General features: G+C 37.4%; 20 protein-coding genes and 2 rRNA genes (1 of these 22 running past the window's edge). 1 reads left to right on the top strand and 21 read right to left on the bottom strand.

What is annotated here, in order from left to right; genetic code table 11:
* Nucleotides 1-5: 5 nt before the first annotated feature.
* The 9 genes from purR to metG all read right to left on the bottom strand — a co-directional run bounded on the left by purR (nt 6) and on the right by metG (nt 8,257).
* Entirely contained in the window at nt 6-827 is an 822-nt protein-coding gene (purR, locus tag LIS78_RS00330; RefSeq protein WP_195781478.1) for a pur operon repressor, read from the bottom strand.
* 56 nt (nt 828-883) lie between these two features.
* Nucleotides 884-1,753, bottom strand: a complete 870-nt coding sequence (gene ispE, locus LIS78_RS00325; protein ID WP_195781479.1) for a 4-(cytidine 5'-diphospho)-2-C-methyl-D-erythritol kinase — start codon at nt 1,751-1,753, stop codon at nt 884-886.
* 198 nt (nt 1,754-1,951) lie between these two features.
* The gene (locus tag LIS78_RS00320; RefSeq protein ID WP_013054860.1) at nt 1,952-2,122 is read right to left on the bottom strand and encodes a small, acid-soluble spore protein, alpha/beta type; all 171 of its coding nucleotides are present in this window, start codon (nt 2,120-2,122) and stop codon (nt 1,952-1,954) included.
* Between the two features lie 194 nt (nt 2,123-2,316).
* The gene (gene veg / locus LIS78_RS00315; protein WP_013054859.1) at nt 2,317-2,550 is read right to left on the bottom strand and encodes a biofilm formation stimulator Veg; all 234 of its coding nucleotides are present in this window, start codon (nt 2,548-2,550) and stop codon (nt 2,317-2,319) included.
* Nucleotides 2,551-2,823: 273 nt separating this feature from the next.
* Nucleotides 2,824-3,696 carry a sporulation peptidase YabG gene (gene yabG, locus LIS78_RS00310; RefSeq protein WP_025601509.1) on the bottom strand — a complete coding sequence of 291 codons (873 nt, stop codon included), beginning with the start codon at nt 3,694-3,696 and terminating at the stop codon, nt 2,824-2,826.
* A 77-nt stretch (nt 3,697-3,773) separates the two neighbouring features.
* Nucleotides 3,774-4,652 carry a 16S rRNA (adenine(1518)-N(6)/adenine(1519)-N(6))-dimethyltransferase RsmA gene (gene rsmA / locus LIS78_RS00305; RefSeq protein WP_195781480.1) on the bottom strand — a complete coding sequence of 293 codons (879 nt, stop codon included), beginning with the start codon at nt 4,650-4,652 and terminating at the stop codon, nt 3,774-3,776.
* Nucleotides 4,646-5,209, bottom strand: coding sequence for a ribonuclease M5 (gene rnmV / locus LIS78_RS00300; RefSeq protein ID WP_013081337.1), 564 nt, complete (start codon nt 5,207-5,209; stop codon nt 4,646-4,648). Before rnmV ends, rsmA begins: the two co-directional genes overlap by 7 nt.
* Before the next feature lie 223 nt (nt 5,210-5,432).
* Complete coding sequence (locus LIS78_RS00295; protein WP_025753152.1) at nt 5,433-6,203, bottom strand: TatD family hydrolase; 771 nt, start codon at nt 6,201-6,203, stop codon at nt 5,433-5,435.
* A 71-nt stretch (nt 6,204-6,274) separates the two neighbouring features.
* Nucleotides 6,275-8,257: a methionine--tRNA ligase gene (gene metG, locus LIS78_RS00290; protein WP_252284525.1), complete on the bottom strand. Its 1,983-nt coding sequence runs from the start codon at nt 8,255-8,257 to the stop codon at nt 6,275-6,277.
* 566 nt (nt 8,258-8,823) lie between these two features.
* Between metG and abrB the strand changes: the two genes are divergently transcribed.
* Nucleotides 8,824-9,114, top strand: coding sequence for a transition state genes transcriptional regulator AbrB (abrB, locus tag LIS78_RS00285; protein ID WP_170836841.1), 291 nt, complete (start codon nt 8,824-8,826; stop codon nt 9,112-9,114).
* Nucleotides 9,115-9,146: 32 nt separating this feature from the next.
* Here abrB and rsmI read toward each other — a convergent pair whose 3' ends face one another.
* The 12 genes from rsmI to LIS78_RS00225 form a co-directional block, all read right to left on the bottom strand.
* Complete coding sequence (rsmI, locus tag LIS78_RS00280) at nt 9,147-10,019, bottom strand: 16S rRNA (cytidine(1402)-2'-O)-methyltransferase (protein ID WP_028410355.1); 873 nt, start codon at nt 10,017-10,019, stop codon at nt 9,147-9,149.
* On the bottom strand, nt 9,997-10,284 hold the full coding sequence (locus LIS78_RS00275; RefSeq protein WP_195781482.1) for a GIY-YIG nuclease family protein: 288 nt from the start codon (nt 10,282-10,284) through the stop codon (nt 9,997-9,999). The genes rsmI and LIS78_RS00275 overlap by 23 nt, the downstream gene beginning before the upstream one ends.
* On the bottom strand, nt 10,271-11,017 hold the full coding sequence (locus LIS78_RS00270; RefSeq protein WP_013054849.1) for a tRNA1(Val) (adenine(37)-N6)-methyltransferase: 747 nt from the start codon (nt 11,015-11,017) through the stop codon (nt 10,271-10,273). Before LIS78_RS00270 ends, LIS78_RS00275 begins: the two co-directional genes overlap by 14 nt.
* Before the next feature lie 78 nt (nt 11,018-11,095).
* Nucleotides 11,096-11,461 carry a DNA replication initiation control protein YabA gene (gene yabA / locus LIS78_RS00265; protein ID WP_013054848.1) on the bottom strand — a complete coding sequence of 122 codons (366 nt, stop codon included), beginning with the start codon at nt 11,459-11,461 and terminating at the stop codon, nt 11,096-11,098.
* Between the two features lie 14 nt (nt 11,462-11,475).
* A complete protein-coding gene (locus LIS78_RS00260; RefSeq protein WP_013054847.1) occupies nt 11,476-12,303 on the bottom strand; it encodes a PSP1 domain-containing protein in 828 nt (275 codons plus the stop codon).
* 4 nt (nt 12,304-12,307) lie between these two features.
* Entirely contained in the window at nt 12,308-13,300 is a 993-nt protein-coding gene (holB, locus tag LIS78_RS00255; protein ID WP_252284524.1) for a DNA polymerase III subunit delta', read from the bottom strand.
* A 33-nt stretch (nt 13,301-13,333) separates the two neighbouring features.
* Nucleotides 13,334-13,663, bottom strand: a complete 330-nt coding sequence (gene darA, locus LIS78_RS00250; RefSeq protein WP_013054845.1) for a cyclic di-AMP receptor DarA — start codon at nt 13,661-13,663, stop codon at nt 13,334-13,336.
* A 63-nt stretch (nt 13,664-13,726) separates the two neighbouring features.
* Nucleotides 13,727-14,353, bottom strand: coding sequence for a dTMP kinase (gene tmk, locus LIS78_RS00245; RefSeq protein WP_057237537.1), 627 nt, complete (start codon nt 14,351-14,353; stop codon nt 13,727-13,729).
* Nucleotides 14,354-14,369: 16 nt separating this feature from the next.
* On the bottom strand, nt 14,370-15,794 hold the full coding sequence (locus tag LIS78_RS00240; RefSeq protein ID WP_195781484.1) for an aminotransferase class I/II-fold pyridoxal phosphate-dependent enzyme: 1,425 nt from the start codon (nt 15,792-15,794) through the stop codon (nt 14,370-14,372).
* A 152-nt stretch (nt 15,795-15,946) separates the two neighbouring features.
* On the bottom strand, nt 15,947-16,129 hold the full coding sequence (locus LIS78_RS00235; RefSeq protein ID WP_195781485.1) for a sigma factor G inhibitor Gin: 183 nt from the start codon (nt 16,127-16,129) through the stop codon (nt 15,947-15,949).
* A 138-nt stretch (nt 16,130-16,267) separates the two neighbouring features.
* Nucleotides 16,268-16,383 (bottom strand): 5S ribosomal RNA (gene rrf, locus LIS78_RS00230).
* A 109-nt stretch (nt 16,384-16,492) separates the two neighbouring features.
* Nucleotides 16,493-16,929 (bottom strand): 23S ribosomal RNA (locus tag LIS78_RS00225); it runs 2,497 nt beyond the window's last position.

Below are 16,929 nucleotides of genomic sequence, written 5' to 3'. Positions count from 1 at the left end.
CTTGATCAAATATATTTTAAGTAATTGCCTTCCTGTACACGAATTTGTTTATCTTTGATATTTACATCTTTCAACTGTACAAGAGACACATACTCATCCACTAAACGTTCTTCAATATCTTCTGATTCAACTAAGACTCCAATACCAGCAACAGTTGCATCGAACTCTTCAAGTAAGCTAACCATTCCGTTTACGGTACCGCCAGCTTTCATGAAGTCATCAATGATGAGCACATTTGATCCTACTGCTAAACTTCTTTTAGCTAACAGCATCGTTTGAATACGCTTAGATGAACCCGACACGTAGTTAATACTAACAGTCGACCCCTCGGTTACTTTGCTGTCTCTGCGTACAATAACAACCGGCACATCTAAATACTGAGCAACCGCATACGCAATCGGAATACCTTTTGTCGCTACAGTCATCACAACATCGATTTTGCGGTTAGCAAAAAGCGATGCATATAAGCGACCGATTTTATTCACAACGCGAGGGTTTCCTAAAATATCAGTTAAATATAAATATCCACCTGGCAGTAAGCGCTCAGGTTTTTCAATCAACCCACATAATTCTTGAACAAGCTGACCGGCTTCTTCATTCGTCATCTTTGGAATGAATTTAACTCCGCCGGCAGCTCCTGGTAGCGTAACCAAAGTTCCGATACCCTGCTGCTCAAAAGTTTGTTTAATAATCGCCATATCTTCGCTAATAGATGATTTTGCGGAATCATATTTATCTGCAAAATACGTAAGAGGGATAAGGCGCTGAGGGTTTTGAATGAAATAGTTGGTCATATCAATTAATCGTCCACTACGTCGAAACTTCATAACATCCTCCTGAAAATCCGAATATTGTAATGTAAATATAACATTAACATACGGATTTATTCAAGCGTTATTCGTTCACCAAGTAGCCTAACTGCATAAACTTTATCACAAAATCCACGTAATCCGTTATAAATGCGATGCATACGTGAATCATGCTGTACAAGTCCAAATACAGTTGGCCCACTGCCGCTCATGAGCACAGCGTCGGCGCCAAAACGCTTTATTTGTTCTTTAATGAGAGCTACTTCCGGATGCATTTTCAGCGTTACTGCTTCTAATACATTTCCTACAAGGCTACACATTTGATCATAATTTCCTGATTGTATCGCATGAATCATCTCATCTACTTTGGGATGATTCATCTCTTCAATTTTTAAATTTCGGTATACATCTGCTGTAGAAACACCTATTTCAGGCTTAGCCAAAATCACCCAGCAGCTTGGAGGTGCCTCAATATGCTCTACAATCTCTCCGCGCCCTGTAGCAAGAGCTGTCCCTCCGTACACGCAAAAAGATACGTCAGAGCCAATCTCAGCCCCTATTTCTGCAAGTGTGTCTAATGATAACCCTAATTCCCATAACGTATTTAAACCGCGTAATGTAGCAGCCGCGTCACTGCTGCCTCCAGCTAATCCAGCAGCTACTGGAATATGTTTATCAATTAATATATTTACACCTTTTGAAATGTTATAACGTCGCTTCAAAATCTGCGCTGCCTGATAAGCGAGATTTCGCTGGTCATCTGGAACAAAGCGATTATGAGAATAAATAACAATTCGTCCATCTTCACGATCAGAAAGTTCAATTCTGTCCGCTAAATCAATTGTTGTCATAATCATCTTAACTTCATGGTAACCATCTGGACGTTTATGTAACACATCAAGTGACAAATTTATTTTAGCCGGTGCTTTCACCATTAATTTCAACTTACTTCACCTACTTCATCTTATCGAGTTTAACGCTATTTTATCATAAAATGAATAAGATATAGCTGTTCATTTAAACATCTTTGTTTAATCCTCTGTTTTATCTTTCATTTTGGGACAAAAAAACCGAAGCGGTTATACACTTCGGTTTTCCTCATTTCACTTTAAATAATCGTATAAGCATTGATTTTCACTATGCTATTGCTTTAGCTGCTGCTGTGCAAGCTCTACAGCTCGCTTCACCATATTGCCTGCGTCTTTTGCCCGAATAGCGCCCCAACCTTCTGCTTGTACAGTATCGTAAAAACCAAGTTCTTTAGCCAGTTCTTCTTTCAGCTTCGATGACATAATCCCTCTACGCCTTGACATTGCACATGGCTCCTTTACGTATAAAATGAAATTTCAACCTGAATCTCCTCGCTCTTTTACATAAGAAACGCGAGGACGATATGTATAGTATGTATAAAAAATAATGCATATATAATTTGAAAAAAAGACCAATAAAAAAGCAGTAAACCAATGTCCACTGCTCATCACCACTTGCTATATTGCCTATGTCATTCTTAGAAAAATTTTAGTTGCACTGTTTCCGTTAACACATCTGCGTAACTATACGAAACGCGCTCCAAAGAGTTTTCCTCTTGATCTAATTCAACGATAAAAACAGATGGGTACGTTTCTGTTAATACACCTGAACGTTCTACTGTTTTTCTACGACCACCGTTTGCTTTTAAAGTTAATCGTTGGCCTAGGTGCAAATCCAGCGCTTGCTTAATATCAGACAAAGTTTTCGCCATATTGGTCCACCTCACTATGTATAGTGTAACACATGTTAGAAAAATAGTCAAAAACATAAAATTATAACAATCTATCTCTAATTGTGTCAATAAATAATTTTCAACATGAATCTACATTTCGCTGTTAGTATGCTCGTTTTTCAACGAAATATGTATATCTTTAGCAAATATTGAAAATGATTTTGTGTAATTAAGCGTATACTTTGGCTTCATACGAAAAAACAACTGGTTGCACATCATGCGTGTACATGCTGTAACCAGTTGTTTTTATTTCTACTCATCGCTTTCATAAGGCATGCCCGTGCGAAGCAGCCCTTTTGTTTCTACTCCTCCTAAACCTTTAGCACCCGTTAATGTATTACGTAAGACGTCCCATACATTAATACGATCCGTGAAAGGAGTAAAACTTAGTTTTGCTACTACATACACAGGGTCAAGCGCATGAATATTTACACGTGAAGGTGAACTAGCAAAGTTTGCTCCAGCTTGAATCAACAATTCAAAATGCGATTGACAGGCACCTGCAAAAATCACCAGCTGATCTAAATTACCAACTCTTTTTCTTGCTTCTTGGACTGTTTGAATATAGTGCTTGGAATGTCTATAAGCAAGGAGATCATCTTTATTTCCTTTTCCTTTGGAATAGGCATCATGCCCTGTCAGCACCAGAATATCGGGTCTTACATCCTCAATTAGCTTTCCAACTTTCTCCGGCATTTCTGACTCTACGCAATGAACACCATAAACAGGAACACCAATTTTTTCGTAAACCAGCAAACATTTACGCAAATAATTAGGGTCTCCGTCTACGTGCAGGACCTTTCCAGGAATTTGAAATAAGCGATGTGAATGGCTGTATCCATTTGTCATGCTATATTCAGTTTTCTCTCGAACGAGCCGATAATCCTGTTGAATAAGCTCCAAGGATCTTTCTAAAAGTTCTTCTTCTTGTTTTTTTCTTTGATCCTGTTCTTTAGCATCCACAACCTCTAAATCTGTACAAGGAGCGTCGGCAATCAACCGAACGTCTTCTCCTATTAAAGTCGCATATTTCCCCGCTTCGCTGTCATTAATAGCTATAACACGAAAAAGCAAATCTCTTTGATAAGAAGGTCGTGTAACTATATCACCAATTTTGATGTTCATATGCTTCACTCCGTCTTTGCTACTTCAAAAATAAATTCTCTTCATAGCCTATGACTTCATGATAAAAATGTGATGATTTAGCGAAATGATTTTAAAAGTTGGTCACTTAACGTTCCGAATTCTTGAATAGACAGCGTTTCGCCTCTTCTTTTCGGATCAATTTCAGCAGTTGCAAGTGCTTGCTCAATGTCTGCTTTTTTCTGCTTCCCATTGGGCAAGTTATTCACTAAATTGTTTAAAATTGTTTTTCTTCGCTGTCCAAAACTTGCTCGTACAACTTGGAAAAAGAATGCTTCATCTTGTACTTCTACCGCTGGCTTCGGTCTTCTCAGCAGCCGAATAACAGCTGAATCTACATTAGGCTGCGGATTAAACACTGTTTTAGGCACAATCATAACCGTCTCAGCCTCTGTATAGTATTGAATCGCAATAGAAAGTGAACCGTAATCCTTTGTCCCCGGTTTGGCTGCTATACGGTCGGCAACTTCTTTTTGAAGCATAACGACGATTCCACGTACCGGAATTTGCTCTTCTAATAATTTCATCAAAATGGGTGTCGTCACGTAATAGGGTAAATTCGCAACGACCATTAAATCTTCTATGTTTTCGAATTCTTGTTCGAGCGTCCCTTTTAAATCCGCTTTTAACACATCTTGATGAATAACTTTTGCATTTGGGTAAGGAGAAAGAGTATCAGCTAAAATAGGAAGCAGACGCTGATCGATTTCAAATGCCAGTACTTTTTTTGCGCGCTTTGCTAGCTGTTCAGTTAAGGCCCCGATACCAGGTCCAATTTCAATAGCTCCCGTTTCTTCTGTTATTTCAGCATGATCAACAATACGATGTAAAATATTCGTATCAATTAAAAAATTTTGTCCCAAACTCTTTTTAAATGTAAAACCGTATTTCTTTAAAATTTCCTTGGTTCGATTAGGCGTTGCAATATCTTTTAACACGATCCCTTTTCCTCCTTATTTATCTGCTCAACAGCTCTGATAAAGTCCTCTTTTGAAATTTGGAACATCTGTAATCGTTTATGGAGCTGCTTTCCGTTGGCATAACCAATTTTTAATAACTTCCCTATTCTTTCACGTCGAGACTTGGCTTTACTATCTCCTATCAAACGAGCTACGATTAAATCCTCTTGAGAAATCTCCATAGCTGCCCCCATCCACTCTTGCTTCACATCTTTTAGTGCTTTTTGAATAGACGCAATAGAAGCATGTTCAACTCCAATACCTTTGCCATTTTTAGGGCGAGCCTCTTCTTTATCTAAGAATGCATGTTTACATCCTGGAACACGTTCTGAAACAATATTTCGAATTCGCTGTCCTGGATAATCTGGATCTGTAAAAATAATCACGCCTCTTGTTTTTTGAGCTAATTTTACTTTCTCAATGGTTTCTTCATTCACAGCTGATCCATTTGTCTCGATGGTATCCGCATCCACTGCACGTTTAATCGCTACAGTGTCATCTCGGCCTTCTACTACAATAATTTCTTTAATCTTCATTACTTCCTCCAAAACATTCAGTTTTGTTCATTTGCTTTTCAGTAAAAATGAAATGCTCGTTACTCACATCATTTTTCTTCTATGAAATCAACGTTTTATCTTATTATCAACTAAATTAAAAAGCATCTACCTGTTATTTTAACTGAAAAAGGCAGAGGATAACATTCTCCTCTGCGCCTATCTTTACTTTAACACGAAAATGATTGTTATATGAGAAAAAGTTTTAATCATTAATGCCAAATAGCTTTTTGGCGTTAGCTGTTGTAATATCAGCTAATTCTTCATACGTTATACCTTTTAACTCTGCAATTTGCTCTGCTACGTATGAAACATAACCAGGTTCATTGCGCTTGCCGCGGAATGGATGAGGAGTTAGATAAGGACAGTCTGTTTCAATTAATAGTTTATCTAAAGGAAGCTCTGTAGCAACTTCTTTTGGTTTTTTCGCATTTTTAAAGGTAACAGGTCCGCCAAAAGAAATATACATATTCATATCCATACACTGCTTCGCTACTTCAATACTGCCCGTGAAGCAATGCATAATCCCTCCTACTTCTTCTACATGCTCTTCTTTTAAAATCGTTACCACGTCTTCCGTTGCATCACGATTATGAATGATAATAGGCAAATTCACTTTTCGAGCTAAGCGAATTTGACGGCGAAATACGTCTTTTTGAACCTCTTTAGGTGATTTATCCCAATGGTAGTCTAATCCCATTTCCCCTAAAGCAACAACTTTCGGATGCTGAGCTAACTCTTCAATCCAAGCTAAGTGCTCATCAGTCATATCAATTGCATCTACTGGATGCCATCCTACACTAGCATAGATAAAGTCATACGTTTCAGCTATTTGAATAGCCTTTTTGATGGTAGGTTCATCGAATCCGACAACTACCATGTTTTGAACGCCTTTTTCTAACGCACGATTAATTACTTCTTGCAAATCATCTTCATACTGTTCTGCGTTTAAATGAACATGTGTATCAAATAACATCTAATCGATCCTTTCCATGAATAAAAGGGGGTCCTCGCATGTTACACGTGAAACACCCCTTTTACCTATACTTATTTTATCTTCGTGCCATTTGCTAAGTTTTGATCTACGCTCGCTAGTGAAAGACCATTTTCATCCTCGCCCGCCAAGATCATTCCTTGTGATAGTTCGCCGCGCAGTTTCACAGGTTTTAAGTTAGTTACACAAATCACTTTTCGGCCTACTAATTCTTCAGGCTTATAAAACTTTGCAATGCCTGATACAACCTGGCGTTTTTCATAGCCCAGATCAAGCTGCAGTTTTAATAGTTTATCCGCTTTTTTAACTGGTTCTGCTTGAGTAACTTGTGCTACACGAAATTCTACTTTCATAAAATCATCAATCGTAATCTCTTCAGAAGGCTCTTCCTTCACAACAGGTTTTTCTTCCTTCGGAGCACTTCCTTGCATCTGCTCTTTAATAAACGCTACCTCTTCTTCTCGATCTAGACGAGGGAACATTGGCTCACCTTTTTCTACTTTTGTGCCTTCTTTAAGCATATTAAAACGCGTCGTGCTTTCCCACGTTTTTAATACATCTTCTTTTACACCAATCTGAGCAAAAATTTTCTCAGGTGTACGTGTTAAGAATGGCTGTAATAATACCGCAATGTGACGAATTGATTCAGCTAGATGTGTCATAACGGAAGCAAGTTCTGCACGCTTATTCTCATCTTTTGCTAACGCCCAAGGCTGCGTTTCATCAATGTATTTATTCGTGCGGCTTACATATTGCCAGATAGAAGCAAGAGCCACTGAAAACTCCATATCCTCCATCGCTTCTTTATATTTATTCACCGTATCTTTTTGAGCTTGTACGATATGCGCATCAAACTCTGTTACATTTCCTTCATAAATCGGAATAACACCATCAAAATACTTATTAATCATCGCCACTGTACGATTAACTAGGTTGCCAAGGTCATTTGCTAAGTCAAAGTTAATACGTTCAACAAACGCTTCTGGTGTGAATACACCGTCTGAACCGAATGGAACTTCACGAAGTAAGTAGTAACGAAGGGCATCTAATCCATAGCGGTCAATTAATGTCACTGGGTCTACTACATTCCCTTTTGACTTCGACATCTTTCCATCTTTCATTAATAACCAGCCGTGAGCAAATACTTTCTTAGGAAGTGGTAAATCAAGTGCCATCAACATGATTGGCCAATAAATGGTATGGAAACGTACGATTTCTTTTCCTACTAAATGTACGTTAGCCGGCCAGTATTTTCGATAGTTTTCATCGTTCTCTGTATCATACCCAAGAGAGGTGATATAGTTAGAAAGCGCATCAATCCATACGTAAATAACGTGTTTTGGGTTACCTGGAACTTTTACCCCCCAATCAAACGTCGTACGAGAAACAGCTAAGTCTTCAAGGCCAGGCTTAATAAAATTATTGATCATTTCGTTTTTACGGGACTCCGGTTGAATAAATGAAGGGTTTTCTTCATAAAAAGCTAGTAAACGATCTACGTATTTCCCCATTTTAAAGAAATAGGACTCTTCTCGAACGAGCTCTACAGGGTGTCCGCTGTCCGGGCTTTTTCCGCCTACAACTTTTCCATTTTCAACGATTGGATCTACTAGTTGATGCTCTGTATAGTACGTTTCATCGGGAACTGAATACCAACCTTCATACTCATCAAGATAAATATCACCTTGTTCTAAAAGGCGCGCGAAAATCTTTTCCACGATTTCTTTATGTCTTGGTTCTGTTGTACGGATAAAATCGTCATACGAAATATCCATCTTATCCCACAGCTCTTTGATTCCAGAGACAATATCATCTACGTATTGCTGAGGTGTCACGTTTTTCTCTTCTGCTTTTCGCTGAATTTTTTGACCATGTTCATCTGTACCTGTTAAATAGCGTACGTCAAACCCTCTCAAACGTTTATAACGAGCCATTGCATCTCCCGCTACCGTCGTGTATGCGTGCCCTATATGTAATTTACCACTCGGATAATAAATCGGCGTAGTAATGTAAAATGTATTATTTCCATCTGCCATGTTCATAACCTCCAACATTCCATTTCAACATTTTGATTTATATGTATGTAATCATATAAACCCTGTCTTCTTATTCTACTATCTATCATACTATTTTACATGATAATTTCAAAACATTCTCTTCCTATATACACGGGAATATGAAGGATTCACTTCATTTTTAAATAATCGTTATTTTTCAAAAAAATAATCCTGTTAATTGTATCAGCTTCGCCCTATTTTTATATAAAATATACCCCCATTCAAAAAGTCAATTTGATGAAAACGACAAATAGGTCTAATTTTGTCGTTTTATGTCGAATTATATTTACCCTATCTTCAAAATAGTTAATATCAAGCTATTTAGGCGATTAATCTTTTTTCCAATGAAACCCCTTGTCATTCCTTGACTGACGGTCACAATTAGCTTGTAAACAAGTCGAGAAAAAAACTTTTTCCCAGCTACATTTTTTTACATATAAAATGATTGACTAGTTTTGGAAACGCTGGTATTATGAAAGTACGTTGAAATTGTCGAATAATGACGAAAGTAATAACATAGAAAAATGATTACTGAGAGGAGAACGATTAACATGAAATCTACAGGTATTGTTCGTAAAGTTGATGAATTAGGACGCGTAGTAATTCCAATTGAATTACGTCGTACATTAGGAATTGCAGAGAAAGATGCTCTAGAAATCTATGTAGATGAAGAGCGCATTATCTTAAAAAAGTATAAACCAAACATGACTTGCCAAGTAACAGGTGAAGTATCTGATGATAACATTCAACTTGCTAGCGGCAAATTAATTCTAAGCCGTGAAGGTGCAGAACAAATCATGAAAGAACTTCAAGATTCTTTACAAGCTTCTAAATAAAAAGAAAAGCTGTCTATGATAGACAGCTTTTTTTAATGTACGTGATATTCACTATAAATGTCTCGCTTTGACACATCTCGGTCTTTTGCCACTTGCTTAATAGCTTCTTTGTTTGAAAGTCCTTCTTCTACATAGTGATCAACATGCTCGATAATGGTGAGCTGTTCCCACCATAGATTACTTTCATCTGGTGCTTCTTCATTTGTCCCTTCAAGAATTAAGCAGAATTCGCCTCTAATATCTGTGGCATTTGTCCATTCAATTGCTTCTAATACACTTCCTCTTAAAAATTCTTCATAGCGTTTTGTTAACTCTCTACATAACACAATAGATCGGTTCCCTAAAATTTCTTCTATACTCTTTAGCGTTTCTTTTAATCGATGAGGGGCTTCATAAAATATCATGCTTTCCTTAATATACTGAAGCTCTTGAAGCTGTTCTTTACGCTGTTTTTTATTTCTGTTTAAAAATCCATAAAAATAAAACTGTCCCGTAGGTAGTCCAGAAGCAATTAAAGCTGTTAATGCTGCGTTAGGCCCCGGTAGCGGAACAACCGTATATCCTTCTTTAACGGCAGCTACCACTAACTCATAACCAGGATCTGAAATACAAGGCATGCCCGCGTCGCTTACTAAAGCAATATTTTTTTCACCGTCTAAGTCGCTTAACAGCTGTTCACTTTTTGTATGTTTATTATGTTCATGATAACTTGTAATAGGCGTATCGATTTCAAAGTGGTTACATAGTTTTTTCGTTTGTCTCGTATCTTCTGCGGCAATATAATCAACTTCTTTTAAAATTCGAATCGCACGAAATGTCATATCCTCTAAGTTTCCAATAGGAGTGGGAACTAAATATAAAACGCCTCGTTCATTCGATACATCATAACTTTTTTGTGATTTCATTCTGCTTTTCTTGCTCCCTTCGAATGTAAGCCTGTTTTTGCACTCTGCTTAACTGTTTGAACCAATACTCTTTTTGCATAGCTTCTGTTTTAGAAGTAAACACCTCATGCCAAATTAATGAAACAGGCCTTCTTGCTCTCGTATATTTTGCCCCTTTCCCTTCATTATGGACAGAAATACGTCTTTGCAAATTATTTGTGTAACCAGCGTAATACGTACAGTCCTTGCATTCAACTACATAAAAATAATGATTATTTTGTTCCATATAAAATCCTTTTTAATTCGTCCGTATATTCATCGTTATCTTGGTAGACCACCAGCGGAGGAAGAATCTTTAAATCTGGACTTCCATCCTTCGTACCTTCAATTAAAAGTGTATTTGCTTCTTTCCCATCTTTAGGATAGACAAATTGAAGTCTCTTTGGCTCTAAACGGTATTGCCTCATTAACGTAACGATATCTAATAGTCTTCCTGGACGGTGAACTAATGCCACTTTTCCGCCTTGCTTAACTAGTTGACTGCTTGCTCTAATCACATCTTCCAACGAACAATGAATTTCGTGGCGAGCGATTGCAAAGTGTTCATTTTCATTTATTTCTTCTTTATTGGATGTGGTGAAATAAGGAGGATTACATGTTACAACATCATATTTTCCATAACCCAGTTCTTGAGGTGCATTTTTTAAATCACCATGTATCATTTTAATCTGCCCATCCAGCTGATTATACGCAATACTTCTTTGCGCCATACTGTGTAGTCGCTCTTGAATTTCTACACCAATGATTTTTCCCTTTGTTCGTTTAGATAAAAACAGTGGGATTACACCGTTTCCTGAACATAAATCAACCAAGTTACCTTTACGAATTGGTACATAAGCAAAGTGAGATAAAAGCACAGCATCCAATGAAAAGGAAAAGACAGACGGACTTTGAATAATGCGCATCTCCTCATCGGCTAATAAATAATCTAAACGTTCATCTCCATATAACTCAACCATAATCGTTCTTCTCCTTGTACATCTATTATTTACATCTTTTACTCATAAAAAGAACCTCTCCAAAAGGGAGAGGTGTTGTTACTTTTTATTTAAAAATGACAAGCAAAACAAACAGTCTCCATCTTTACGCACACTTCCATAATGAATGTTACAAATATGAAAACCCTCTTGGTAAAGGCGAGCCAAATTGTCATATCCTTCTCCGATATCAATTTGTTTTTGCTCTTTTGTTTGAGCGCTTGCTTTTGAATGTCTATTTTTCAGCTTCGTTTCGAAGTTTGTCTGGTCAAGGCGACGGCGCAAATGATCATTTTCTATTTGCAGGTGATGATTTTCTTCAATTAGCTCAGCAAGATGCTCTTTCAACTCACCTAACTGCTTATATAAATGACCAATTTGTTCCTCCATGTTTGTCACCGAATCAAAAATCTCTTTTTTATCCACCTTTGCCCACCTCGTTAATCTGTGGCTTGAAACGAAACAGCACCTTCATTATTGATCTCATCCAGAGTATACTCTAAAATTTGTTCGTGATCTGACAGTTCCACTTGAATAATTCTTTCCAAAATATTCAAACCCACTACACGTCCTGAACCATCTGAAGTTTTAATTGTTGAGCCTATATCAGGAAGCTGTTCTTTTGCCGTTTCATACTCATCATTTTCATATTTTAAACAACACATCAAACGTCCGCATAAACCAGAAATTTTCGTTGGATTAAGCGATAGGTTTTGGTCTTTGGCCATCTTAATAGAAACCGGCTCAAAATCACCTAAAAACGTTGAACAACATAGCATACGTCCACAAGGACCTATCCCGCCCAACAGTTTTGCCTCGTCTCGTACACCGATTTGACGAAGCTCAATTCGCGTACGGAAAATAGCAGCTAAATCTTTAACTAACTCTCTAAAATCAATACGGCCGTCTGCTGTAAAATAAAAAATGACTTTATTACGATCAAACGTATATTCTACATCTACTAATTTCATATCTAAATCGTGTGATTGAATTTTTTGCACGCATACGTCATACGCTTCTCTAGCAGCTTGTTTATTTTCATCCACAATCAGCCTGTCTTTTTGTTCAGCAATGCGGATTACTTTTTTCAAAGGAAGTACGACATCGTGTTCACTTACTTGCTTTTTATTAATAACCACTCTGCCAAATTCAACACCACGAACTGTTTCTACAATAACAAACTCACCATCTGGAATTGTAAGTTCTCCAGGGTCAAAATAATATATTTTTCCCGCTTTTTTAAAGCGAACGCCTACTACATCATACAAGCTTTTATCCCTCCTGCAAATCCAACACCAGCTGTTCCATTAATAACTGTAGATTCATATTTGAATTTAATTTATTTTTGGCCTTCAAGATAACCTCTAAGCGATAAATCGCTTTTTCCTGCGTTGTCTGAAGAGCTTGCTGTTTTAATTCTTCTATTTTATGACGATAGACGATTTTAGACTCTTGTCCAACTTGCAGCGTCAACAAATCACGATAAAGAAGCATCAATAAAGTTAAACCAATATGAGCTTGTTCTTTTTCTTTAAAATGTGTTACCCACTTTTCATGAATAAAAAGAAGAGCTTGTTGAGGTCTCGTTGTTAACACTTCATATAATTGTATCACTAACTTTATTGCAAGTCCAAACCATTCATCTTTACTTAATTCAATTGCTTCATCAATACTGTTCGTTAAATTAGACAAGATAGACGCATCTACTGCGGAAAGGCCATTTTCTAATAGTTTTTCAGCTAACTGTTCTGGTGTAAGAGATCGAAATGATATTACTTGGCAACGTGAGATAATCGTATCTAATAAGCGCTGTATATTTTCTGTTAATAAAATTGCATAAGTTCCGTTGCCAGGCTCTTCTAAAAATTTCAGTAAACTATTTGCTGCGCTTACTGTCATTTTATCAACATGATTCACAATATATAACTTTTTATTAGATTCAACACCGGTTTTTGTGAATTCTGATTGCAAGAATTGAATTTGCTCTTTTTTAATCGATAGACCAGCTGGCTCAATCAAGTGAATATCTGGATGATTACCTGAATCAATTCGCCGGCAGTTACTGCACTCATGGCATGGCCTATGATTAACTGGATTTTGGCAAAACAGTGCTTTAGCAAACAAAAAACTAATTTGTTTTTTACCTGTTCCTTTGCTTCCTTCAAATAAATAAGCATGAGCAACTCGCTCTTTAAGTAAGCTGTTTTGCAAAATCTTTAATACGTTCGGCTGAAGAGCTTCAAGCTGTTCCCATGTATTTCCCATTCAATCATCACTTTCTATTTAAAATCTTCTCTCTTAAAATTGATGAAATTGATCTACTGGTAGTACGAATACTGTAGCTCCGCCCACTTCAACTTCAACAGGATACGGAATGTATGAATCTGCATTACCGCCCATCGGTGCCACAGGAGAAATCATCTGTCTGCGGTTTTCACATTGGCCCTTAATAATATCAAGTACTTCATCTACTTTATGGTCATCTGTACCAATCATAATTGTTGTATTCCCTGATTTTAAAAATCCGCCCGTACTTGATAATTTGGTTGAACGAAACCCTCTTTCTACAAGTGCATTTAAAAGCTTTGAGCTATCTGAATCTTGAATAACGGCCATTACTAATTTCATGAATAACACCTCATTTTACTTTTTTGTTAAGAATAGTATAGCAAGAATAACGATCATCTGTATTTATTTTAAAATCGATTGTATCTGTTTATAAGCTTCAGCACAGACTTTTTCAACGGATTGATTTGCATCAATTCGGCGAATACGTTCTGGAAATTCACTCAAAAGAGATAAATATCCATCTCGTACTTTGTAATGAAAGTCTAAGGATTCTAAATCTAATCGATTAATCTCATCTTTTCGACCTTTATTAATTCTTTCTAATCCTACCTCAGGCTCAATATCAAAGTATAAAGTAGCCTGTGGCATCGTTTGCTCAATAGCAAATTGATTGATAGCAAAAATATCTTCTACACCTATACCCCGTGCATTTCCTTGATAAGCAAGTGAGCTATCAATAAAACGGTCACATAATACTATATTCCCTTTATTTAGCTCAGGAATCACTTTTTCTACAAGATGTTGTCTTCTAGCCGCAGCGTAAAGAAGTGCTTCGGTTCTGGCATCCATTTCCGTGTTAGATGGATTTAAGATGATTTCACGAATTTGTTCAGCAATTCGTATGCCTCCAGGCTCTCTTGTTAATACAATGGTATAGCCCTCTTGTATTAATTTTTGTTGAACCATATGGATGATGGTCGTCTTACCAGCACCCTCTGGCCCTTCGAATGTAATAAACGTTCCTGACATGTATAAATTCCTTTCTCTATTTAAATACTTCTATCTTTCCTTCTTCCATACAAGAGCCGCCTTGAATATGACCATTTAACCTTTGAATATGCAAAATATAGTCAATATGATTGCTCGTAATCGTTTCTCCCTCCATTAAAATAGGAATCCCAGGAGGATATGGAATAACAAATTGTGCGCTTACACACCCAATCGCTTCTTCAAACGAACACATATGCTTTGTCCTTAGTTTTCTTTCTTCCATAGACAGGAGAACCGTTGCTCTTGAAAAACGAAATGGTTTGATTAGTGGTTTTTCATATGACTTACGCTGTATATTCTCTACCGCTTGTCTAACCCGCTTAATTGTATCATTAAAATCCCAACTGCTGCTTAACGGTAGAACAAACAATACATAGTTAACGTCAGCTAGTTCTGTATAAATATTTTGCTTTTCCAGTTCCTTTTGCAAATGATATCCTGTTGCCGCCGAACAAGTCAATGTCATTTTCAAAAGGTCGGTAGCAGTTTGATCTGTTTCCACATCAATAGTTGAAAGTGTATCAATCTCATTAATCTTTTCAGCAAACGAATGAATATTGTCAGTCATTCTATCGATATCATGCTGTGTAAACTGTTGCAGATAATACCGTGCCAAATCGAGAGAAGCCATAATAGGGTATGAAGGACTGCTTGACTGAAGTACTTGTAGGTAATGCCGCACGGCTTGCTTATTTACCAATGTTCCTTGCATATGTAAATAAGAACCCATTGTCATAGCTGGCAGCGTTTTATGTGCTGACTGAACGACAAGGTCGGCTCCATACGTAACAGCTGAAGAAGGAAAAGGATTGCCTAAAATAAAATGGGCTCCATGAGCTTCATCAATAATTATAGGAATATTGTAGCCATGAATAAAATCAATGGTCTCCTTTAAATCTCGCGCCACCCCGTAGTAAGTAGGATTTGTTAATACAAATGCTTTTATATCCTCAGAACGCTCTAAAGCCGCTTTAATTGTTTTAATGGATACACCTGTACTAAGATGTGTTTTTGAATCTATTTCAGGAGCTAAAAAAATAGGTGATGCCTTTGATAAAGCAATAGCATTAAAAATAGATTTATGAGAATCTCTTTGGACAGCAATTTTATCTCCTTCTTGACAAAGAGATAAAATCGCGGCGAGATTGCCTACAGTAGAACCATTAACTAAAAAAAAGCTTTCATCTACTCCATACAACTTTGCCGTTAACTCTTGTGCTTCTTTAATAACAGATTCTGCTTCATGTAAATCATCTAATCCACTAATTTCTGTTAGATCGTATTGCAAAAAGTCTGCGTAAGAAGACTGAATATGTGAAGGCAGAATTTGACCATTTTTATGGCCGGGCACGTGGTAAGAGAGTGACCTCTTTTCGCTGTGCCTTACTAAACGGTTATATAAAGGTAAATATGTATCCATACATCCATTCCTTACTTTTTGTAAATATAACATTGTTAACTTGATAAAAGAATATGTAAGTATTTTTCCTATCAAAATTCATTTTTCTTTCATTATAACAAACTTAGATGATTTTTTTGAGCCATATAAAGAAGCCCTTATAAAAAAGGGCTTTAGTAAGAAAACGCTCCTGATATTCTCTTTAATTGATCTACTAACAATTGATAACGAAAATGAGATGAATCCACCTCTACAATCTCTACCTCGCAGTGTTGGCATATATAGCTGGAAAACACCTCAATACCCTTTGTATGCTGTTCATGACAAACGGAACATGTTTTAATTTGTTTTTCCATTACTCTCCACCTCCACTAAATAAGTATCGACAAGATGTAAGTTCTTTATGCAGTTCATTTACCCCATTTTATGTAGATAGCTTATACTCTGTGAATAATAAAAAAGGACTAGCTATTTTAGCTAGTCCTTTTTCAGATGCCTGGCAACGTCCTACTCTCACAGGGACAAAGTCCCAACTACCATTGGCGCTAAAGAGCTTAACTTCCGTGTTCGGTATGGGAACGGGTGTGACCTCTTCGCTATCGCCACCAGACATATTATATTATACATGATTTTCAAAAGAAAGCAAGACTTTTTTGAAAAGCTTTGTTCTCTCAAAACTAGATAACAGTTTGCTGAGTAAAGCTTACGCTTTTAAAAGTTTGGTTAAGTCCTCGATCGATTAGTATCAGTCAGCTACACATGTCGCCACGCTTCCACCTCTGACCTATCAACCTGATCATCTTTCAGGGATCTTACTAGCTTACGCTATGGGAAATCTCATCTTGAGGGGGGCTTCATGCTTAGATGCTTTCAGCACTTATCCCGTCCACACATAGCTACCCAGCGATGCCTTTGGCAAGACAACTGGTACACCAGCGGTGTGTCCATCCCGGTCCTCTCGTACTAAGGACAGCTCCTCTCAAATTTCCTACGCCCACGACGGATAGGGACCGAACTGTCTCACGACGTTCTGAACCCAGCTCGCGTACCGCTTTAATGGGCGAACAGCCCAACCCTTGGGACCGACTACAGCCCCAGGATGCGATGAGCCGACATCGAGGTGCCAAACCTCCCCGTCGATGTGGACTCTTGGGGG

Origin of the sequence: Priestia megaterium, from assembly GCF_023824195.1 — a bacterium.
GTDB lineage: Bacteria > Bacillota > Bacilli > Bacillales > Bacillaceae_H > Priestia > Priestia megaterium_D.
Note: the sequence above shows the minus strand (reverse complement) of the source record. Positions and strands in the feature narration are given on the sequence as shown.